Source organism: Kitasatospora sp. NPDC001225 (assembly GCF_053597855.1).
Window position 1 is genome coordinate 6,744 of record NZ_JBSFJC010000057.1, and the last position, 23,992, is coordinate 30,735.

A 23,992-nucleotide genomic window follows, 5' to 3' on the forward strand; every position below is an offset into this window, starting at 1 on the left:
GGGTGAGGAGCCTGCTGGGGCGTCGAAGAAGTCCGGTGCGGCGGTGGGGGGTTCGGGTTCGTCGGAGCGGGTCAAGTCGCCGTCGGAGTCGGCGGCTTCTTCGGAGATGCGGGAGGCCGCGACGAAGCGGGAGGCCGCGGGGAAGGCTTGGGTGACGCCCAAGGCCGAGGCCGACGCGGCGGCGGTGGAGAAGCCCGGCGCCGGATCGGCTGCCCGGCCCCGGGTGCCGGAGAAGCCTTCGCCGGAGGCGCGGGGCGAGGAGGCCCGGCTGACGGCGCAGAAGCACGCGGAGGTCATGGACCGCTGGCTGGAGCACAAGCGGCAGGACCCGGAGACCAGGAAGCTGACGGAGCAGCGTGCCGAGGAGGCGCGCCAGGCGGCGGAGAAGCAGGCGGAGCGGCGGGCGGAGCTGGCCGCGGAGCGGCGGGAGCGGGCCGCTGCCGAGCGGGAGGCGTCCGAGCGGACGAAGGCGCAGGTCGCGGAGGCCGAGGCCCGGGCCGACCGCCGGCGAGCGGAGGCGGCGGCCGCCGAGGACGCCCGGTGGCGGGAGCTGTTGCAGGACCTGCGGGACAAGTCGGGTGGGAACTCCGGGACGATCGGGGAGATCTCCTTCGCCGAGGCCAGGGCCCGGATCACCCAGCGGGCCGATGCCGCGCTGCGCAAGCCCATGCGCGAGTACACGGGGCCGGCGGACTTCGAGGCGATGGACCGCTACCTGGCTCCCCACCTGGTGGCCGCCGAGGCCGAGGCCTGGCACGAGCTGGCGCGCGAACTCGGCATCAACGTGGGCTCGTTGGCTCGGCAGGGCCTCATGCCGACGTTCCCCCGGAACCTTCCGGAGCGGCCCGGCGGGAGGGTCGCCTTCGAGGCCGAGGCGTCCCCGGTCTCGAAGACCGGACCGGTCGGGGGCAAGGGCAAGGGCCTGGCCGTCGAGCCGGTTGAGACTGTCGGGGCCGGCAAGCCCGGCAAGCCCGGCAAGCCCGTCGAGGCCGTCGTGAAGGAGCCCGAGGAGGAGATCACGGTTCTGCGGGCTCCGAACCCGGACGAGACCTGGGCGCAGATGGAGGCCCGGGAGGCCCGCGAGCTGGCGGCGGCGATCGAGCTGTCGACGCGGCTCCGGCAGGAGTCGAGCGGGGGCGGGGGTCCGATCACCTCGGCGTCGGCCGCGTCCGGGAGCCGGACCGGGTCGGCGCTGACGCCCGAGGCCAAGGCGAAGCTCCTCCAGGTCCCCACGCAGGCCCTCGATGAGGTCTCCCCGGCGGAGGGGTCGGCGTCGACTCAGCCGGAGGTGCCCGTCGTCGCGCAGCCGGAGGCGCCGTTCACGGCGCAGGAGTTGATCGACGAGCTGGTCGGCCTGATGCCCGGGGTTCCCCAGGCGCCGGCGGGTCTGCTGGGTCCGGACGTGTTCGGTGACCGGGTCGTTCCGCCCGCTCCGGAGTTCCTCCAGGGCTACGACTACCGGCAGTTGAAGTCGGAGTCCCGGGTGGCGTTCTTCCGGGCGCTGGACCTGGCGCGCGCGACCGCGCCGACGGCCGAGGGGCTCGCCCCGGAGACGCTGGGCCAGCACCCGGAGTCGGTCGTCGAGTCCAGTGGGATCCGGACGATGTCGCGGACTGCCGGTTCGGGGTTTCTGCGGAAGTGGGTGCGCATTCCGCGGCTGGTGCACTCGATCTGGCTGGGTGGTCCGTTGTCGGCGGACAACGAGCACACGGGTCCGTTCATGACCAATGTGCAGGACTCGGCGGACGGTCCGGGCCAGGAGTTCACCCATGTGATCTGGACGGATGTCACCCGTGCCCGGGTCGCCGAGGCCAGGGCGGCCGAGGGGACGGGCGACGACACGCCCGAACTCGCCACCGTACGGGCGATGGTGACGTGGGCGGGGACCCGGCCGCGCGGGAACGTGGTGCTGGTCAACGTCGACGAGGTCTTCTCGGCCGAGGCGCCGATGGGCCTCGAAGCGGCCTACAAGATGGAGACGGCGAAGCGCCTCGGGCAGGGGTACGCCTCGGCGAGCGACATCCTGCGACTGGAGGTCCTCGGCCGGTTCGGCGGGATCTACACCGACGGCGACAACCGCCTCCGGACCGACCCCACCCCGGCGGTTCGGCGGATCGTCGAATCCGACCAGGGCTTCGCCGTCGCCAAGGTCGGCAACGCCGGCATGGCGAACGCGGTGCTGATCGCCCCGGCCGGGCACCGCGCCGTGCGGCAGCACCTGGAGGTGCTGCGCCGCAACTACCTGCGCAGCTCGCACGAGAACACCGTCCGCGGAGGCTACTTCCAGTACCTGGACCGGATGTCCGTGTCCAAGACCGACTTCCGCGAGGCGGACAAGATGGCGGGGGAGGACCCCGTCTGGGTGCAGGGCCACACGGAGGAGCGGGACAAGAACGCGGTCCTCTACCTGAGCGGGACCGGCATCAACATCTGGGCGGACCTGGCGCACGGCCTGGGGCTCAAGGGCCCCGGCAGGCTCCCGGTGGTCGAGCCGGGTGTGTTCGAGATCGGGGTCGGGAACACCTGGGTGCCGCGCGAGCAGCCGGCCGCGGAGGCGGAGCCGGCGGAGGGCGGCCAGCAGCCCGAGGCGCCCGACCGCGCGGCGACACTGCTGGCGGCCCGGAACATCATCAACACGCTGATCCGCGAACTCTCCTACCAGAACGGCAAGTTGGCTCTGAGCGAGGTGGCGGCGAGGGTCGCCCGGCACCCGCAGCCCGCGTTGCTGTGGGACACGGTGATCGGCTTCCTGGCCGGCCACCCCGAGCTGCGGACGCGGGTGCAGTGGCGCACCGTCCAGAAGTACGACGCGGGGACGAGGCCGATCGGCGCCCCGGTTCCGCTCCCGCCGTGGTCCGCCGGCCTCCTGGTGCCCGAGCCAGGGGAGGTCGAGGGGATCAAGACCGGGCGGGGTGTCGAGCGGGTGCGCATGCTGGCGCCCGAGGAGGTGCCGCCGCCCGCCGCGACGGGGGTGCTCCAGGTCCCCACCCAGGCCGTCGACGGTGTGGTCCCGGCGGTGACCGACCTGGACCGGGCCCGCGAACAGCTGGCCGCCGTGGGCGCGGGGGCGGAGGAGCAGGCCGCGATCGGCGCGCGCCTGGACGACCTGGTCGCGGCGCTGGACGAGATCGGTGCGGGTGCGGAGGCCCGGCAGGGTGTCGGCACGGCCTTGCAGATGGGTTCCTTCCAGCAGGCGTTCGCCGGGCTGGGCCAGGCGCAGCGTCTGGAGGTGCTCCGGCTGCTGGCGCAGGCGCTGCGGGACGGGCTGGAGCCCGGCGCGCAGCCGATGCTGGCGCTGCTGGTGACAGTGCTCCTCGCGGCTCAGCAGATCCGGGACGAGGTGCCGGTGGCGGCCGAGGGGGAGTCCCCGCGTGATCTCGCCAGGCGGTTGACCACGTTCGCCGACGGGATCCTCGCGGGCGCGGTCGCCTGGGCCCGTGAGTCGATGCGGGGTGAGCCCACCGCGCCGTACGCGGTGGTGGCGGTGGCGGGCTACGGCCGCACCGACCTGACGCCGGCCGCCGATCTGGACTTCGGTCTGCTCGGCGCCCAGGCGGACGCGGCCTGGCTGCGGTCGCTGACCAACCTGGCGGCCGGCTGGCTGGACCTGGCCCGCCAGTTCCTGCCGGTGAACGGGTCGGCGGCGGCGCCGTTCCAGGCCGACATCATGTGGTTCAACCCCAACCTGGCGGTCTTCGACCCGGAGGCCGTGCTGGAGCACGCGCTCGCCGCTTCGGCGGACGAGCTGACGCCCAAGCACGGTGTCATGCACGACACCCGGCTGATCGAGCTGGCGCCGCTCACCGGCGCCCTCGCCGCCTTCACGTCGCACGAGGGCCAGCGGGAGCTCTTCCGGAGGTTCGCCCAGGAGCGGAGCGGGCGCGGCGACGCCGAGGTGGAGTGGGCCGCCCTGCGGGAGTCGCTCGCCGGCCTCCCGCGTCCGGAGACTCTGGCGCAGGTGAACAGCGTCAACGTCAAGACCGGCTTGATGCGCCAACTGACCGTCGCCACGCGGCACCTGTATGCCGCGTACCGGGCCGTGGCGAAGCCGGACACCCCGTGGCGGCTCAGCACCGGCGAGCGGCTGGAGGAGCTGATCGCGGGGAAGGTGCTGTCGGGGCCGCTCGGCCGACAGCTGGTGGACGCCTATGTGCTGGGCCTGAGCCTGCGGCAGCGGTTGCACCAGGCGTACGGGGGTGAGCGGGACGAGGTCGCGACGGCACAGGTGGCCGAGCCGCCGAACGGGCTGGAGCGTCTGCTGCCGCAGGAGCAGGAGCAGTTGGCGGCCGCGATCGGGGTGCTGCACGAGGTGCAGGGGAGCCTCGGTGCCCTGTGGTCCAAGGTTCAGTCCTCGGCGCCGTCGCGCTGGAAGACCCTGTTCGGGCGCCGTCCGGTGGTGGACCAGTCCGTCGGCCTGGTGCCGGACACGGTCGAGCCGGGTGAGTTGTGGGACGCGGATCTGGAGCTGCCGCTGGTCGGTGGCGGCAGTGTGCGGCTGGGTGATGTGCAGAGCTTGACCATCGTGGCGCCGGAGACGGGTCTGCCGCAGGGTCGGGCGTTCCATACGGAGGACGAACTCGCGCAGCGGCGTGAGGTGTTGAGGAACTTCGACCTGGGGCGGCGGTGGCTGCTGGAGGTCGACGGGCAGGGGCGTGTGGTCACGGGGTACCGGAAGGTGCCGTGGGGGACGGGCGGTCGGCGCTACCTCGCCCTGCTGCACGGCAACCGGGACTTCGCGGTCCTGCCGCTGTCGGGTCCGGTCGGCACGGTGAAGGTCACTGCTACCGGGCTGGCCAGGACCTTGCGGCGCAGGCCGAGTGTCCAGCAGTTGGCGGCGGGTGACGAGATCGTGCTGGCCGCATGTGACGCGGCGCTGCCCGCTTCGGATGGCGGGCCGTCGCTGGCGCAGGAGGTGGCGGACGCTACCGGTCGGGTGGTGTGGGCGCCGACCGGGAGGATCGCGGCGCTGTCGACCGACCTGGACGCGGACGCGGGCTTCCTGATGTACCCGGCCGCCGACGGCACCCCGGGTGCCTGGATCCGCTTCACGCCCAACGGTGTCAATCCCTCCCAGGACTCGGAGGAGTCGCACCCGGCGGGCGTGTCCGAGGTGGGCCCGGTGCCGCGTGGCACGGCTCCGCTGGCACCGTCGCAGAGTTCGACGGGCGTCGTGATGACGGGCGTCGAGGACTCCGAGGAGGAACAGTCCGAGTCCGAGGAGGACGCGGACGACCTGGAGGAACTGGACGACCTGGAAGAGCTGGATCCGGCGGAGGGGTTCGCGTGGTCGCAGCAGCCCCAGCACCCCGGGAACCAGGGCGAGGGGTCGGGGTCTGTCCAGGCCCAGGTGTCGACCGTCATGCAACCGGAGGCGCCCTTCACGGCACAGGAGTTGATCAACGAGCTGATCGACCTGATGCCCGGGGCTCCGCAGGCGTCGGTGGCGCCGGTGGGTCTGCTGGGTCCGGACGTGTTCGGCGACCGGATCGTCCCGGCCGCGCCGGAGTTCCTCCGGGGTTACGACTACCGGAAGTTGAAGTCGCGGTCCCGGGTGGGGTTCCTCCGGGCGCTGGACCTGGCGCGCGAGACCGCGCCGACCGCCCAGGAGCTCACCCCGGATACCCTGGGCCTGCACTCGGGGTCGGTCGTCGAGTCCGACCAGTCCCAGACGATGCCGCGCAGGTCGGGCCCGATTCACCTGCCGAAGCCGGTGCGCATTCCGCGGCTGGTGCACTCGATCTGGCTGGGCGGCCCGCTGTCGATGGACAACGAGCACACCGGTCCCTTCATGACCAATGTGCAGCACTCGGCGGACGGTCTCGGCGAGGGGTTCACCCATGTGATCTGGACGGACGTCACCCGTGCGCGGGTCGCCGAGGCCAAGGCCGCGGCGGCCGCGGGGACGGACGACGTCCCGGCTGAACTCGCCACCGTGTGGGCCATGGTGGAGTGGGCGAGGAGCCGGCCGAACCGGAACGTGGTGCTGGTCAACGTCGACGAGGTGTTCTCGGCCGAGGCTCCGATGGGCCTGGAGGCGGCCTACAAGATGGAGACCGCCAAGGGTCTCGGGCAGGGGTACGCCTCGGCGAGCGACATCCTGCGACTGGAGGTCCTGAACCGGTTCGGCGGGGTCTACACCGACGGCGACAACCGGCTGTTGAAGGACCTGGACCCCGAGGTCCGGCGGATCGTCGAGTCCGAGCAGGGCTTCGCCGTCGCCAGGGCCAGTGCCGCGACCACGGTGCCGAGCGCCACGACCAGCACGATCGGTACGACCACCGGGTTCACAAAGACCACCAGGACCTCCAAGGGCGGCCTGGCGAACGCGGTGCTGATCGCCCCGGCCGGACACCGGGCCGTGCGGCAGCACCTGGAGGTACTGCGCCGTAACTACCTGCGCCGCTCGAACGAGAACACCGTCCGCGGGGTGTACTTCCAGTCCCGGAAGCCGTCGCACATTTCCGGTGCCGACTTCCGGGAGGCGAAGACGTGGGTGAAGACGGACCCTGGCGAGCCGACGCGCCACACGGACGACGGGGAGAAGAACGCGGTCCTGTACCTGAGCGGGACCGGTGTCAACATCTGGGCGGACCTGGCGCACGGCCTGGGGCTCAAGGGCCCCGACGCACTCCCGCTGGTCACCTCGGAGATCTTCGAGATCGGCACCGGGAACACCTGGGTGCCGCGGGAGCAGCCGGCGGCGGCCGTCCAGCTGCCCGAGGTGCCCGACCGCGAGGCCACGCTGCTGGCGGCCCGCCGTATCATCAACACATTGATCCGCGAACTCTCCTACCAGAGCGGTAAGTTGGCGCTGAGCGAGGTGGCCGCGCGGGTCGGCCGGCACCCGCGGCCCGATCTGCTCTGGGACACGGTGATCGGCTTCCTGGCGCACCACCCCGAGCTGCGGGAACGGGTGCAGTGGCGCACCGTCCAGAAGCTTGACGGGGCGACGAAGCCGACCGGCAGTCCGGTCGTCCTCCCGCCGTGGTCCGACAGCCTGCTGGTCAGGGTGGAGGAGGCCAAGCCCAGGGCGGGCGTCGAGCGGGTGCGCATGGTGGCGCCCGAGACTGTGGCGCCGCCCGCCTCGACGGTACCCGCGGCGGGGCTGCTCCAGGTTCCCACCCAGTCCGTCGACGGCGTCGCCACGGTGGTGGAGACCGTCGTTCAGGAGCAGTCCGAGCTGGACCGGGCCCGTGAACTGCTGGTCGCCGTGGGTGCGGATGCGGGGGAGCGGGCCGCGATCGGTGCGGGCCTGGACCGGCTGGTCGCGGCCTTGGACGGGAGCGGCGCGAGCGCGGAGGACCGGCAGGGCGTCGGCACGGCCTTGCAGATGGGGCCCTTCCAGCAGGCCTTCGCCGACCTGGGGCAGACGCAGCGTCTGGGCGTGCTCCAGCTGCTGGCCCAGGCCCTGCTGGACGGTCTGCGGCCCGGGGCGCAGCCGATGGTGGCGCTGTTGATGACGGTGCTCCTGGCGGCTCAGCAGATCCGGGACGAGGTGCCGGTGGCGGCCGCGGGGGACTCTCCGCGTGACCTCGCCAGGCGGTTGACCGGGTTCGCCGACGGGATCATGGCGGACGCGGTCGCCTGGGCCCGTGAGTCGATGCGGGGTGAGGCGACCGCGCCGTACGCGGTGGTGGCGGTGGCCGGTTACGGCCGTACCGACCTGACGCCGGCCGCCGACCTGGACTTCGGTCTGCTCGGTTCCCAGCAGGACGCGGTGTGGCTGGAGTCGCTGACCAAGCTGGCGGCGGGCTGGCTCGACCTGGCTCGTGCGTTCCTGCCGGTGAACGGGACGGTGCCGGCGCCGTTCCAGGCCGACATCATGTGGTTCAACCCCAACCTGGTGGTCTTCGACCCGGAGGCCGTGCTGGAGTTCGCGCTCGCCGGTCCGGGAGGTGAGCCGGGGCCCACACACGGTGTCATGCACGACACGCGGCTGATCGAGCTGGCGCAGCTGCCCGGTGCCCTCGCGGCCGTCACGTCGCGGGAGGGCCAGCGGGAGCTCTTCCGGACGTTCACGGAGGAGCGGGGCCGGCGCCTCGACCCCGAGGTGGAGTGGATCGCCCTGCGGGAGGCGTTCGACCGTCTCCGGCGTCCGGAGACGCTGGCGCAGGCGAACACCGTCGACGTCAAGGCCGACTTCATGCGGCAGTTGACGGTCGCCACGCGGCACCTCTATGCCGCTTACCGGGCGGTGGCGAAGCCGGAGACGGAGTGGCGGCTCAGCACCGGCGAGCGGCTGGAGGAGCTGATCACGGCGCGGGTGCTGCCGGCGGCGCTCGGCCAGAGGCTGGTGGACGCCTACAGGTTGGCCCTGAGTCTGCGGCAGCGGCTGCACCGGGCGTACGGGGGTGAGCAGGACAAGGTCGCGACGGTGACGGCGGCCGGGCCGCTGAACGGGCTGGAGCGCCTGCTGCCGCAGGAGCAGGAGCAGTTGGCCGTCGCGCTCGGGGCCCTGCGTGATCTGGAGGGGAGCCTCGACGCCCTGTGGGTCAAGGTCAGGCCCCCGGTCCAGGCTCCGTCGCGCTGGAAGAACCTGTTCGGGCGCCGTCCGGTGGCGGACCAGTCCGTCGGCCTGGTGCCGGACACGGTCGAGCCGGCCGAGTTGTGGGACGCGGAGCTGGAGCTGCCGCTGGTCGGTGGCGGCAGTGTGCGCCTCGGTGACATCCAGAGCTTGACCATCGTGGCACCGGGGACGGGCCTTCCGCAGGGTCGGGCGTTCCACACGGAGGACGAACTCACGCAGCGGCGTGAGGTGTTGAGGAGTTTCGACCTGGGGCGGCGTTGGCTGCTGGAGGTCGACGGGCAGGGCCAGGAGGTCACCGGGTACCGGAAGGTGCCGTGGGGAACGGGTGGGCGGCGTTACCTCGCGTTGGTGCACGGGAACCGGGACTTCGCGGTCCTGCCGCTGTCCGGCCCGGTCGGTACGGTGAAGGTCACTGCTACCGGGCTGGCCCGGACGCTGCGGCGCCGGCCGAGTGTCCAGCAACTGGCGGCGGGTGACGAGATCGTGCTGGCCGCATGTGACGCGGCGCTGCCGGCCTCGGACGGTGGGCCGTCGTTGGCGCAGGAGGTGGCGAACGCTACCGGCCGGGTGGTGTGGGCACCGACGGGGAAGATCGCGGCGCTGTCGACCGACTTGGATGCGGACGCCGGGTTCCTGATGTATCCGGCCGCCGACGGTACGCCGGGTGCCTGGATCCGCTTCACCCCGAACGGCGTTGGGGCTGTTTCAGCCTCGGACGAGTCGGTGGGCGCTTCCGAGGCGGGCCCGGTGTCGCGTGGCACGGCTCCCCAGGTGCCGTCCCAGAGCTCGACGGACGTCGCGACGACGGACGTCGTGGAGGAGCAGCCCCAGCTCCCCGAGAATCAGGGAGAAGGGTCGGCCCAGGCGCAGGCGCAGGCGCAGGCACCGGAACCGCCCTTCACGGCCCAGGAGTTGATCGACGAGCTGGTCAGCCTGATGCCCGGCGGCCCGCAGGCGCCGGCGGCGCCTGCGGATCCGCTGGAGGCCATGCTGGGGCCGGACCTGTTCGGCGACCGGGTGGTCCCGCCCGCCCCGGAGTTCCTCCAGGGGTACGGCTACAACCAGTTGAAGTCGGAGTCCCGGACGGCGTTCTTCCGGGCGCTGGACCTGGCGAGCGAGGCGGCGACGCCGACGGCCGAGGGGCTCGCCCCGAAGGCCCTGGGCCAGGACCCGGAGTCCGTCATCGAGTCCGGGGCGCTCCAGACGGTGCGGCGCAGGTCGGGGTCGATGCACCTGCCGAAGCGGGTGCGCATTCCGCAGCTGGTGCACTCGATCTGGCTGGGCGGTCCGTTGTCGGCGGGCAATGCGCACACCGGCCCCTTCATGGCGAACGTGCAGGAATCGGCCGACGGTCTCGGCCGGGAGTTCACCCATGTGATCTGGACGGACGTCACCCGTGCGCGGGTCGCCGAGGCCGCGGCGGCCGCTGGGACGGGCGATGACACGCCCGAACTCGCCACCGTACGGGCGATGGTGGCGTGGGCGAGGAGCCGGACGCACCGGAACGTGGTGCTGGTCAACGTCGACGAGGTCTTCTCGGCCGAGGCGCCGATGAGCCTCGAAGCGGCCTACAAGATGGAGACCGCCAAGGGGTTGGGGCAGGGGTACGCCTCGGCGAGCGACATCCTGCGGCTGGAGGTCCTGGACCGGTTCGGCGGGGTCTACACCGACGGCGACAACCGGCTGTTGAAGAACCCCGTTCCCGAGGTCAGGAGGATCGCCGACTCCAAGCGGCACTTCGCCGTCGCCACGGCCAGTCTGGCGGATGCGCCGGGCGCCAGGAACGGCACGACCGCCAGGGGCGGCCTGGCGAACGCGGTGCTGATCGCCCCGGCCGGGAACACGGCCGTGCAGGAGCACCTCAGGGTGCTGCGAAGCAACTACCAGCGCAGCTCGCACCAGAACACCTTCCGCGGGGAGTACTTCCGGCCCCGGGGGCAGGAGGACAACACCGAGGCCAACTTCCAGCAGGCGGAGGTGGTGGCGGGGCCCCCGGTCTGGGTCCAGAACCACACGGAGGAGAACGAGAAGAACGCGGTCCTCCACCTGAGCGGGACCGGTGTCAACATCTGGGCGGACCTGGCGCACGGCCTGGGGCTCAGCGGCCCCGGTGCGCTTCCCGTGGTCGAGCGGGGCGTGTTCGAGATCGGGGTCGGGAACACCTGGGTGCCGCCGAGGCCGTCGGCGGTGGCGGGCGCCCAGCTGCCCGAGGTGCCCGACCGCGCGGCGACGCTGCTGGCGGCCCGTCGCATCATCAACACGCTGATCCGTGAACTGGTGTACCAGAACGGGAAGCTGGCGCTGAGCGAGGTGGCGGCGAGGGTCGCCCGGCACCCGCGGCCCGAGCTGCTGTGGGACACGGTGATCGGGTTCCTGGCCCGGCACCCCGAGCTGCGGGACCTGGTGCGGTGGCGCACCGTCCGGAAGGTCGGCGCGGGAACCGGGCCGGCCGACCAGCCGGTGGCGCTCCCGCCGTGGTCCGCCGGTCTCCTGGTGCCCGCGTCCGAGCCGGTGGCGGGGGTCACCGCCGGGTCGGATGTCGAGCGGGTGCGCATGCTGGCGCCCGGGGAGGTGCCGCCGCCCGCCGCGACGGGGGCCGTGGCGGGGTTGCTCCAGGTACCGACTCAGTCCGTCGATGGCGTGGTCCCGGCGGTGACCGACCTGGACCGGGCCCGTGAGCAGTTGGTCGCCGCAGGCGAGGGTGAGGCGGAGCGGGCCACGATCGGCGCGCGCCTGGACGACCTGGTCGCGGCGCTGGACGAGAGCGGTGCGGGCGCGGAGGACCGGCAGGGCGTCGGCCGGGCGTTTCAGATGGGTGCTTTCCAGCAGCCGTTCGCCGGCCTGGCGCAGGCGCAGCGTCTGGATGTGCTCCGGTTGCTGGCGCAGGCGTTGCGGGACGGTCTGCGGCCGGGTGAGCAGCCGATGGTGGCGCTGTTGCTGACGGCCCTCCTCGCGGCACAGCAGATCCGGGACGAGGTGCCGGTGACGGTCGCGGGGGAGTCTCCGCGTGACCTCGCCCGGCGGTTGACCGCGTTCGCCGACGGGATTCTCACGGATGCGGTCGTGTGGGCCCGTGAGTCGATGCGGGGCGTTCCGACGGCGCCGTACGCGGTGGTGGCGGTGGCGGGCTACGGTCGCACGGACCTGACGCCGGCCGCCGACCTGGACTTCGGGCTGCTCGGCTCCCAGGCGGACGCGGTGTGGCTGGGGTCGCTGACCAACCTGGCGGCGGGCTGGCTGGACCTGGCGCGCGCGTTCCTGCCGGTGAACGGGACGGTGCCGGCACCGTTCCAGGCCGACACCATGTGGTTCAACCCCAATCTGGCGGTCTTCGACCCGGAGGCCGTCCTGGAGTTCTCGCTCGCCGCTCCGGGAGATGAGCCGGGGCCCAAGCACGGTGTCATGCACGACACCCGGCTGATCGAGCTGGCGCAGCTCACCGGGGCCCTCGCCGCCGTCACGTCGAGCGAGGGCCAGCGGGAGCTCTTCCGGAGGTTCACGGAGGAGCGCGGCGGCCGCATCGCCCCCGAGGTGGAGTGGCTCGCCCTGCGGGAGGCGTTCGCCGACCTCCAGCGCCCGGAGGCGCTGGCGCAGGTGACCAGCGTGGACGTCAAGGCCGATTTCATGCGGCAGTTGACGGTCGCCACGCGGCACCTCTATGCCGCGTACCGGGCGGTGGCGAAGCCGGAGACGCCGTGGCGGCTCAGCACCGGCGATCGGTTGCAGGAGCTGATCGAGGGGAAGGTGCTGTCGCCGAGCCTCGGGCGGAGGCTGGTGGACGCCTACGAGTTGGCCCTGAGCCTGCGGCAGCGCTTGCACCGGGCGTACGGGGGCGAACGGGACAAGGTCGCGACCGCGCAGGTGGCCGAGCCGCCGAACGGGCTGGAGCGACTGCTGCCGGAGGAGCAGGAGCAGTTGGCCGCCGCGCTCGGGGCCCTGCGCGAGGTGCAGGGGGGCCTCGACGCCCTGTGGTCCAAGGTCAAGTCCTCGGCTCCGTCGCGCTGGAAGAACCTGTTCGGGCGTTCCCGTCCGATGGCGGACCAGTCCGGGGGCTCGGCGTCGGACTCCGAGACGCCGGTGGTCGGTGTGCCGGAGGTGCCGGACACGGTCGAGCCGGGTGAGTTGTGGGATGTGGACCTGGAGCTGCCGCTGGTCGGTGGCGGCAGTGTGCGGTTGGGTGATGTCCGGAGTCTGACGATCGCGGCGCCGGGTTCGGGCCTTCCGCAGGGTCGGGCGTTCCACACGGAGGACGAACTCGCGCAGCGGCGTGAGGTGTTGAGGAACTTCGACCTGGGGCGGCGGTGGCTGCTGGAGGTCGACGGGCAGGGGCGTGAGGTCACGGGGTACCGGAAGGTGCCGTGGGGCACTGGCGGTGGGCGGCGCTATCTCGCGCTGCTGCACGGCAACCGGGACTTCGCGGTGCTGCCGTTGTCCGGCCCGGTCGGTACGGTGAAGGTCACTGCTACGGGGCTGGCCCGGACGCTGCGGCGCAGGCCCAGCATTCAGCAGTTGGCGGCGGGTGACGAGATCGTGCTGGCCGCGTGCGACGCGGCGCTGCCCGCTTCGGACGGCGGGTTGTCGCTGGCGCAGGAGGTTGCGGATGCGACGGGCCGGGTGGTGTGGGCGCCGACCGGGAGGATCGCGGCGCTGTCGACCGACCTGGACGCGGACGCCGGGTTCCTGATGTACCCGGCCGCCGACGGTAGGCCGGGTGCCTGGATCCGCTTCACCCCGAACGGCGTTGAGTCCGCCCAGGCCTCGGACGAGTCGATGGGCGCCTCCGAGGCGGGCCCGGCGCCGCGTGCCAGCGTTCCCCTGGTGCCGTCGCAGAGTTCGACGGACGTCGCGATGACGGGCGTCGAGGAGACGGACGTCGAGGGCGAGGAGGAGGACGAGCTACCGGCCGCGAACTCCCGTACGGACAAGGGCAAGGGCAGGGTCGACGAGGCCGCCGAGGAGGACCTGGACGACCTGGAGCGGCTTGATCTGGAGGAGGCGATCGCGCGTTCGCGGCGGCCCCAGTACCCCGGGAACCAGGGAGAGGGATCGGGATCTGCCCAGCCGGCGGTGCCGGTGCAGGTCGTCGTGCAGCCGGAACTCCGTTTCTCGGCGCAGGATTTGATCGACGAGCTGATCGGCCTGATGCCCGGGGTTCCGCAGGCGTCGGTGGCGCCGGTGGGTCTGCTGGGTCCGGACGTGTTCGGTGACCGGGTCGTCCCGGCCGCCCCGGAGTTCCTCCAGGGGTACGACTACGGGAAGTTGAAGTCCGAGTCCCGGGTGGCGTTCTTCCGGGCGCTGGACCTGGCGAGCGGAACGGCGCCGACGGCCGAGGGGCTCGCCCCGGAGGCCCTGGGCCTGGAGCAGGGTTCGGTCGTCGAGTCCGGACGGTTCCAGACGATGTCGCGGAGTACCGGTCCGGCGTTCGGGCGGAAGCGGGTGCGGATTCCCCGCCTGGTGCACTCGATCTGGCTGGGCGGCCCGCTGTCGATGGACAACGAGCACACCGGTCCGTTCATGACCAATGTGCAGGACTCGGCGGACGGTCTCGGCCAGGGATTCACCCATGTGATCTGGACGGACGTCACCCGTGCGCGGGTCGCCGAGGCCAGGGCGGCCGCGGAGACGGACCGGGACACGCCCGAACTCGCCACCGTACGCGCCATGGTGGAGTGGGCGGGGACCCGACCGCACGGGAACGTGGTGCTGGTCAACGTCGACGAGGTCTTCTCGGCCGAGGCGCCGATGAGCCTCGAAGCGGCCTACAAGATGGAGACCGCCAAGGGTCTGGGGCAGGGGTACGCCTCGGCCAGCGACATCCTGCGACTGGAGGTCCTCCGCCGGTTCGGCGGGGTCTACACCGACGGCGACAACCGGCTCCAGGCCGACCCCGCCCCGGTGGTCGAGCGGATCGTCAACGCCCGGCGGAGCTTCGCCGTCGCGAAGGTCGGCAATGCGGGCATGGCGAACGCGGTGCTGATCGCCCCGGCCAGGCACCCGGGTGTGGAGCAGCACCTGGAGGTGCTGCGCCGTAACTACCTGCGCAGCTCGCACGAGAACACCGTCCGCGGGATGTACTTCCAGTCCCGCGACCGGGCGCACATCACCGCCGAGGAGTTCGAGGAGGCGGAGGAGTGGGTGGGGAAGGTCCCCGCCGAGGCGCAGCGCCACACGGACGACGGGGAGAAGAACGCGGTCCTGTACCTGAGCGGGACCGGTGTCAACATCTGGGCGGACCTGGCGCACGGCCTGGGGCTCGATGGCCCTGAAGCGCTCCCGCTGGTCCCCTCGGAGATCTTCGAGATCGGCACCGGGAACACCTGGGTGCCGCGGGAGCGGCCGGCGGCGGCCGTCCAGTTGCCCGAGGTGCCCGACCGCGAGGCCACGCTGCTGGCGGCCCGTCGCATCATCAACACGCTGATCCGTGAACTCTCGTACCAGAGCGGTAAGTTGGCGCTGAGCGAGGTGGCGGCGAGGGTCGCCCGGCACCCGCGGCCCGATCTGCTCTGGGACACGGTGATCGGCTTCCTGGCCCGGCATCCCGAGCTGCGGGAGCGGGTGCAGTGGCGCACCGTCCAGAAGTACGACGGGGCGACGAAGCCGGTCGGCACTCCGGTCGCCCTCCCGCCGTGGTCCGACAGCCTGCTGGTCAGGGTGGAGGAGGCCAAGCCCAGGCCGGGCGTGGAACGGGTGCGCATGCTGCGGCCCGAGGACGTGCCGCCGCCCGCCGCGCCGGTGCCCACCGCGGCACCGGCGGGGCAGCAGCAGGTGACCGAAGAGCAGGAGGCGACCGGACAGGAGGAGACGGCCGACGGCCAGGCCGGTCAGGCACCCGGCCGGCAGTTCCACGCGCCGACCGGCGGCACCGACGGCACCGACGGCACGACGGCCGGCACCACCGCGCCGACCCGCGGCACGCCCCAGCAGCAGGCCGCGCCGCAGCCGCCCGCGGCGACGGACCCGGCGAACTTCCCCGGCTGGCAGCCCTTCACGACCGCCCAGGGGACGGCGGCCGAGCCGCTCCGCCCCGACCGTACGCCGCGCCCCGGCCCGGGCCCGCAGACCGACCCCAACGGGGTCGTGCGGGACCACGGCGGCTGGCAGCTGAAGCCGACGGCGGTCCCGGGGGCGCCGATCACGCGGTTCCCGGGTGCCTGGCAGCGGCCGGTGGCGGCGCCGGAGTGGACGTACTACCCGGAGGACTGGAGCGCCGACACGGTCCTGCGGCACGTCCAGGCGGCGATGCGGAACAGTCCGAGCGTCGCGCCGGGGCCGGACGGCCTGGACCGGGCGGTCGGCTGGTCCGGGAGCCTGTGGGTCGAGGCGGTCCTGGACCAGCAGGGCTACATCCTGTACCACCACCCGCTCCCCAACTCCCCCGCGCCGTACGCGGCGTGGCAGGAGGAGGCGGTGGTCGGCCGGGGCGACCGGGTCGACCTGTTCGGGTACCCGGGCGTACTGCTCCAGCGGGTGCGGTTCGACAGCGGGCAGGACGGCTTCGAGTTCACCGTCCGGCTGCACCTGGAGCCGTCCGTGGGCATGACGCCCGCCGAGCTGGACGCGGTGCGGCAGCAGGTGCGGACGCTCATGGCCGACTTCACGGCCGGGCAGCAGGTCGGGGCCTTCGACCGGCTGCTGAACGTGGGCGTGGAGTTCACCGAGGAGGCGGGCGACGGCGTCACCACGCTCCCGGTCGCGCCGGGCGCGGTGCCGACCCTGGCGCAGGTGCTGCCGCGGCAGTTCAGGGAGGCGGCCGGAACGGTCGACCTGGAGTTCGTGACGGGGACGCAGCTGCGCAAGTCCCCGCCGGTGCGGGAGGTCCACGTCGGCGGGGACTGGACGGCCGGGCTGCGCCCGTCGTTCACGGCTCCGGCCTGGGACCGCCCCGGCCGGGGGCTGCCCCCGGAGTGGGGCACCGCCGAGGCCCGGTACGCCGCCCACCACGTGCTGCGGACGGGGACGGCCGAGGTCGTCGGCGAGGCGGCCGCGGGCCGCCCGGTCCCCGAGGTCCGCCGCGGCCGGTTCGCCGGGGTGCGGCTGAACGTCCGGGTCGAGGACGGCGTCATCACCGACGTCTGGGGCGAGCCGCACCAGAAGCTGCGGCCGCAGCTGACCGCCCCAGTGGCCGGCACCGAGGCGGTGCTGGTCCCCGCGCAGGAGGTCAGGCCGCCGCAGGACGCCTTCATCCGGGCCATCACCGCCCGGGAGCTGGAGTCCTTCGACGCCCGCCGGGTCCGGCTGCCGGACGGGGACACCGAGACGGTGCTGACCGTCCGGCTGTACCTGGACCTCGAAGCGAGGCTGGACCTCGCGGACGGGCCGACGGCCGCGGCCGTGGAGGCTCTCCGGGAGGCGGGCCGGGAGGGGGTCGAGAAGGTCTACAACACCGGGCAGCGGCTGCCCAGCGGCGATCTGCTGCGGGTCGAGGTCGAGTTCGTCCCCGACCGCTCCACGGCGCACCACACGGTCGCCGTCCGGGAGCGCCAGGACCGGGCCAACCACCGGACCTGGGGCCTGAACACCGGGGCGCGGACGATCGCCCACGAGATCGGCCACCTGCTCGGCCTGGACGACGAGTACCGGGAGGCGGGTTCCACGCCCCGGCCGATCCATCCGGACGACAGCGGGATCATGGGCGGCCGGCAGACCGACCGGTTCGGACGCCCCTGGCTGGACATGAACCACCTCCACGAGGGCCCGCTGGAGGTCCTCGCCCCCTTCGCGCCGCCGGCCGCCCGCAACCTGCGGCAGCTCGGCGGGGTGGTGGACGAGGCCTTCGGCGAGGACCGCGGCCCGACGCCGGTCGGCGACGCGCCGACCCGGGCCCGGTTCCGCGAGGAGGTGCTGCGGCGCGCCCTGTACGGCGGTCCGGGCGGGCGGGACGGCCACCTGGTGCCGCCGCGGGGGTCGACGCGCCCCCGGCCGGAGCGGGTGCCGGGGTCGCAGGAGCGCAACGGGACGTTCAAGGTGGTCGGCGGGCCCGCCGACGCGGCGGCCACGCAGGTCGGCGCCCTGGCCGGCGACCTGCCCGGGCCGCGCCGGAACCGGACGGTGTTCCCCGAGCACTGGACGGCGGACGACGCGGTGTACGCCGCCGAGCAGGCGTACCAGCACGCCCTGCGCACCGGCCGGGTCACCGCGACCGGCCTGCACTCCCACCACTGGGTCGGCGAGTACGGCGGGGTGCGGATCGAGGGCCGGATCCGGGCGGGGGAGTTCGTCTCCTTCCGTCCCTCCGACGACCAGAGCGGGCTGGACACCCCGGCGTACATGCCGTGGCGCCCGACCGGTGGGGCCTTCGGCGCCCGGGTCGAGGACCTCGTCCGGTACGGCGACCGGCAGACCCTCACCGGCGTCCACGCCGAGCCGGAGAGGGCGGCCGCCACGGCGCACGGCGTCAAGGTGGGCTCGGTGCTCGCGGAGAACGACAACGGCACCTACCGGGCCGACGTCTGGTTCCTCGACGCGGCCGTGACCCCCGGCGCCCCGATGGCGAAGTTCCCGTCGCGGTGGCACCAGCACGCGGACGGGGAGACCCACACCCTCTACCCGAAGGCGTGGACGCCGTCGCGCATCCTGTCCGCCGTGGAGCGGGCGTACGCGGCCCGGCACACCTCCGAGCCGCTGGACTCCGGCGCCGTGCGCTGGGTGGGCGAGGCCGACGGCGTGCGGATCGAGGGGATCACCCGGGACGGCCGGCACCTGACGCACCGTCCGACCGCCCGGCAGCCGCTCACCGAGTGGTACGCGCCGCCGGCGGCGGACGGGTCCACCGGGCCCGGCCTGCGCGGCCGCCGCGTCCGGACGGTGGAGGGACAGCTGGGCATCGAGGTCGCGGCACCGGTGCACCTGAGGGTCGCGGCGGGCGCCACGCCCGCGGCGGTCGCGGACGCCCGCAAGCGGCTCCAGCGGGCCGCCGACGACTTCGTCCGGCAGCACCGCGCCGCCGGCGACCCGCCGGTCCTGCTGACCCTCGACTTCGTCGACACGGAGGCGGACGCCCTTCCGGGCGCGGCGGTCGGGGTGGACTCCCTCCCCGACGGCGCCGGGCTGGACGTGCTCCTGCCCGGTGTGGCCGGGGCGTTGACGCCCGGGTTCTCCGCGACGGTCGCGGGCAGCGCGGGCCCGGCCACGGTCACGGCCAGGGCACAGGCCGGGTACGGACAGCGGGCGCTCGTCGAACCGGAGCTGGCGGAGCCCGCGGCACCCGGAGCGGGCACCCGCCCGGCCACCGTCACGGAGATGGCGGGGCAGCAGTGGATGATCGACGGGGCCTTCGCCCCGGCGCTCGCGGGGAACGCCGGGCGGGGACTGCCGACCGGCTGGACGCCGGGCGAGGGCAGGTACGCGGCGCTCCAGGTGCTCGCCGGCTGGCGCGGCCGGCGGCGCGAGCTCGTGAAGGGCCGCTTCAACGGCGTCCCGATCGAGGTCCGGACCGAGAACGGGCGGATCGTGGACTTCCGCGGCCTGCCGGACCGGAGTGTCCCGGCCCAGTTCACCAAGGCCGTCCCCGAGCCGTCCGGCCAGGGCCTGGTCTTCCCGACCGGCCCGCGCCACGCCCCCGAGTCCTCCTCCTCGTCCTCCGCGCCCGCCGGCGCGATCCCGCAGCCGGCGCAGGACCCGGCGACGGCGCTGCTGCCGGGCCACGCCTCGGCCGAGGCCGTACCGGACGACCCGGCGGCGCAGCCGTTCGAGCTCCGGCGCGGCCCGCTCGTACCGGGCGGCGAGGACGTCACCGTCCTCGTCCTGCGCGTCCACCTGGACGGCTCCGGCCTGACCGGGGAGGACGCCCGGGCCAGGGTCGCCGCGCTGGGCGCGCGGATCCGGGACGCCGCCGCGCGGTTCGACAACCGCACCAGGCTCCCGGACGGCACCCCGCTGCTGGTGCGGGTGGAGTTCGTGGACGCCACCGGCGATCCGCACCGGACGGTGCTCCTGCACGAGCGGAGCGTCGCCCAGGACGCCGGGAACTGGCACCTGGAGATCTCCCGGGACGCGCTGGTCCACCAGCTGGGCCGGGCCTTCGGCATCTCCGTCACGGAGTACGCGGGCGGCGGCACGACCCACGTCGTCCCGGCGCCGTCGGTCCGCGTCCTGCGCGAACTCGGCGAGCTCGCGGACGACCGGCTGGGCCGCCTCGGGCACGACACCGAGGACGGCGAGTCGCCCCGGACGGAGTTCGCCGACGGCGTCCTGGAGGCCGAACTCGGCCCGGCCGTCGGGACGCGGGGCGGCCACCTGCCGTCGGCCATCGGCGAGGAGGGGGCCGAACAGCTGGAGCTGGTGCGCCGTCACGCCAACGGCACCCTGCTGGTGGAGACCGGCGCGGGCCGGCGCACCCTGTTCCCCGAGCACTGGACCGCCGCCGAGGCCCGGTACGCCGTCGAGCAGGCGGCCGTCGACGCGGTCCGCAACGAGACCTTCCGGGTGACCGAGAACGGGATCTTCTGGCAGGGCGTGTACGAGGGCGTCCGGATCGAGGGCAGGTCGGACGAGGACGGGACGGTCACCGCCTTCCGCCCGGCCGCCGACCAGCGCGGCCTGGTGGCGCCCGCCCACGCGCCGGGCGCCGGCGCGGTCGACGTCCCGTCGCTCGACGGGGCCCCGGTGCTCACCCCGGACCAGCTGCGCGTGTTCGGCGAGCAGGCCAGGCGGGAGGGCGGCACCGGGCTGCCCCCGGAATGGACCCGGGAGCAGACCCGCCACGCGGCCCTGTGGGTGTACGAGCAGCAGAACGGCGAGGCGAGGGGACGCAACGGGGACGAGATCGTCACCGGCGCGTACGGTGACGTCCGGATCAGGCTGCTGGTCCGCAACCGGCAGATCATCGACTACTGGGCCGAGCCGGGGCAGCGCTTCGACGCGACCGAACCGGCCGAGCCGGTACGGGTGCTGGCCACGGCGGAGGTGCGTCCGCCGGTCCGCCGGTTCCTGCGCTCGCTGCAGGCCCAGTTCATCCAGTCGTACGAGGTCCGGCGGGTGGTGGACTCCGACGGGGACACCCGCACCGTCCTGACGGTGCGGGTCCACCTGGAGGCCGACGGCCTGGTGGGCAGCCGCGCCGAGGCCGAGCGGGGCCTCGACCGGGTGCGGCTCAACGCCGAGGCGGGCGTCCGGGACGTCTTCGGCCAGGGGCTGCGGCTGCCCGACGGCAGCCTGCTGGAGGTCGCGATCCGGTTCGTCGACCGGGAGAGCGCCCACCACGTCGTCGAGGTGCGCTCCTATACCTCCCAGGAGCACGCCCAGCACTGGGGCGTGGACTCCCCGCCGAGGGTGATCGGCCACGAGGTCGGCCACCTGCTCGGCCTGGCCGACGAGTACCGGCGCCAAGGGGCCGGCCCGCGGCCCGTCCACCCGGAGTTCGGTCTGATGACCGCGCCCGGGAGCGACATCTACGGCCGGGTCTGGTACGACGCCGGGCACCCGGTGGAGCTGGGCGTCACGAACCCGGCGGTCTCGCTCCGGCCGCACAACCTGAACGAGCTGGGCGCGGTCCTCGACCGGGTCTTCCGGACGGACCTCCGGCCGGTGCCGGCCGGGGAGTTCCCGGTGCGGGCCGCCTTCGGCGAGGACGCGCTGCGGACCGCGCTCTTCGACGGGCCGGACCGGACGGGCGGGTACCTGACCCCGCCGGCGGAGTCGGGGCGGCGCAGGCTGCCCCGGGTCGGCGCGGAGAACCCCAACGGCACGTACCGCGCCGACGCGGGCGAAGCGGCGCTGGACCGGTACCGGACGATGTTCCCCGCGCACTGGACGGCCGAGGACGCGGTGTACGCGGCGCGGCAGGCCTACCTGCACGCCCGCCGCACCGGCGGGATCAGCGGGCGCGGAGACCTCGCGCAGCGCTGGGTCGGCGAGTACGACGGCGTGCGCATCGAAGGCCGGATCCGGTCGGGGGAGTTCATCTCCTTCCGCCCCGCCGAGGACCAGTCCGGGCTCACCGCGACGGCCCCCGCGCCCGAGCCCGCCACGCTGCCCTTCGGCCACCGGGTCGAGGACCTCAACCGCTACGGCGACCGGCACACCCTCACCGGCTTCCACCACCGCGCCCGGCTCCGCGGGGCCCTCGCGGTGGACCCGGCGGACCACGGCCTGCACCTCGGGCCGGTCCGGCCGCCGCGGGCCAACGGCACCTACCGGGCGCCGGTGTACTTCCTGGACCCGGGGATCGCGCCGGGCGCGCCGCTGAGCGAGTTCCCGTCCCGGTGGCGCCGCCCCGAGAACCAGGAGGCCCGGACCTTCTACCCCGAGTCCTGGGTGTCCGAGGACGTCCTGGAGCGGGTCGACCGGGCCTACCAGGAAAGGCTGTTCGAGGAGGTGCTGCCGGACGGCGCCGTGCGCTGGGTCGGGGTGGCCCACGACGTGTGGATCGAGGGCGTCACCCGGGACGGGCGGCACCTCGTCCACCGGCCCACCGACTGGCAGCGGTCCCGTCGGGAGACCGGGGCCGGGGCGGTCCCGGTCTGGGAGCGTCCCCTGGTGCGGGACGACGTCGACTACTCCATCGGCTACCGCCGCGTGCGGCCGGGCGGGGCCGGCCTGCCGGACACCGAACTGGTCGTCCAGGTGCGGGACCACGGCGACCTGACCGCCGAGGAGCGGGCCGGGCTCCAGCGGCTCGCCGACGAGCAGGCCGCGGAGCTGTTCCCGGCCACGGCTCAGCCCGGCGGCCGGCCGGTCCGCATCCGGCTCCGGTTCGTCCCCGAGGCGGACGGCCCGGAGGCGATGCCGCCGGTCTCGTCCTTCCCGAGCGCCTTCGTGCGGCAGCTGCGGTCGCGGCTGGAGGAGGCCGAGGAGCTGGTCGCCGGACTGCACGGCACGCCGGCGCCGGAGCCGCCGCTGCTCGCCCCGGTGACCCCGGGCACGGGCGAGCGCCCGGCTACCCGTACCCGCCTCCAGGACCTGGAGGCGGCGGGCATCGACGCGCCGGCCCTCGACCCGGCCCTCGCCCACGCGCTCGCCCTCGCGGACGAGCGGGCCGAGGGAGCCGAGAGGCCCGGGGGACTGCCCACCGCGTGGACGGCCGCCGAGGGCGGGCACGCGGCGCGCATGGTCGCGCGGGAGCACCTGGCCGAGCTCGGGGACGGGCGGACGGGCACGGTCACCGGGCGGTTCGCCGGGGTGGAACTCCGGGTGACGCTGGAGGACGGCCGGATCGTCCGCTTCGCGGGCACGCCGGGCCAGACCTTCGAGAACCAGCGCCGACCGCGCCCCGCCGGGCAGCAGCCGCCGGCACTCATGGCGCTGCGCCCGGCCACCGGGCGGCAGCTCCGGGAGGTCGGGGACGACGGGCCGCACGAGGCCGTCGAGCCGGAGCAGCCGGCCGTCGTGGAGGCGGCCCCGGTCACCCCGGTCACCCCGGACGCGGCGCCGCCGGTGCGGCCGCCGGCGGCCTTCGGTGCGGCCCCGGCCGTCCAGGCCGCCCCGGCCAGCACCGGCTCCGCCCCGGCGTCCGCGACCCCGCCGCCGGTGGTCCCCGCCGGGCCGCCGCCGCTGCCCGCGCTGGGGGGCCTGCGGTTCGACGGGACCGGCCTCACCGGCCGCCCCCCGTACGGGAGTTCGGCCGTCCGGGCCGGTTCGCCGTCGGACCCGCGGGAGTCCCGGATCCCCTGGGACACCGTTCGTGCACTGCTCAACCGCGCCTACCGCCAGGAGCGCGGCCGGCTGCTGCCGATGCTGCGGGAGTGGCTCGCCCCCGAGCACGTGGCGGCGGACCTGCTGGCCGAGGCGGACGCGCTGGTGTCGGCCCTGCCGTCGGAGCTGTTCGCCGAACTCCCGCACGAGGAGGACGCCCGACTGCTGCTCCGGGCCGGGTACGTCCTCCACGGCTCCTCGGCGGACCCGGGGGAGGAGGCCGCCGCGGCGGAGCAGGCCCGGGCCGAGCTGGCCGCCGCCCTGCTGGACCTGCTGGAGCCGCTGCGCGACCCCGCACCGGACCCGGCCGCGGTCGAGCGGTCCCTGGACGGCCTGCGGGACGCCGTCTCCGCCCTGCCGGACCCGACCGGGGCCGCCGTGTGGGACGTCCTGGCCAGGATCGCGCGGACGCGGACGCGGATCACCGCGACCACCCCGCTGCACGAGGCCAACTCCCTGGTGAACGAACTGGCCGACCGCTTGATCGGCCAGGACGTGCGCCGCCTGCTGGGCGTGCCGACGGGCGACGGGGACCTCGAGTTCCTCGCCGGCCGGATCTTCCACGAGGCCCACGTCGTCCGCGACGACTGCTTCGACGTGAGGACGGTGCGCCATGCCCTGCGCGGCCTGTAGCGGGGGCCGCGGGAACGGCGGGACGGCCCCGGCCGTCCCGCCCCCGGGGGCCGGCACCATCTGCCCGCCCGGCGGTGTGGTGGCCGTCGACATTGCCGGGCGGGCGGAAGTTCCGTACCTTGGTGCCGGCTTTGGCCCCCGAAGGGCTCTCCTTGACCTTGAGGCGTCGTCACCTGCCGTCGCACGGGCGGGTGGTGGCCA

The 23,992-nt window shown here is 74.2% G+C and carries 1 protein-coding gene; it reads left to right on the forward strand.

From position 1 onward, the window contains the following. Nucleotides 1-151: 151 nt before the first annotated feature. Entirely contained in the window at nucleotides 152-23,791 is a 23,640-nt protein-coding gene (locus tag ACWDCZ_RS20685; RefSeq protein ID WP_449816604.1) for an EndoU domain-containing protein, read from the forward strand. Nucleotides 23,792-23,992 lie beyond the last annotated feature (201 nt).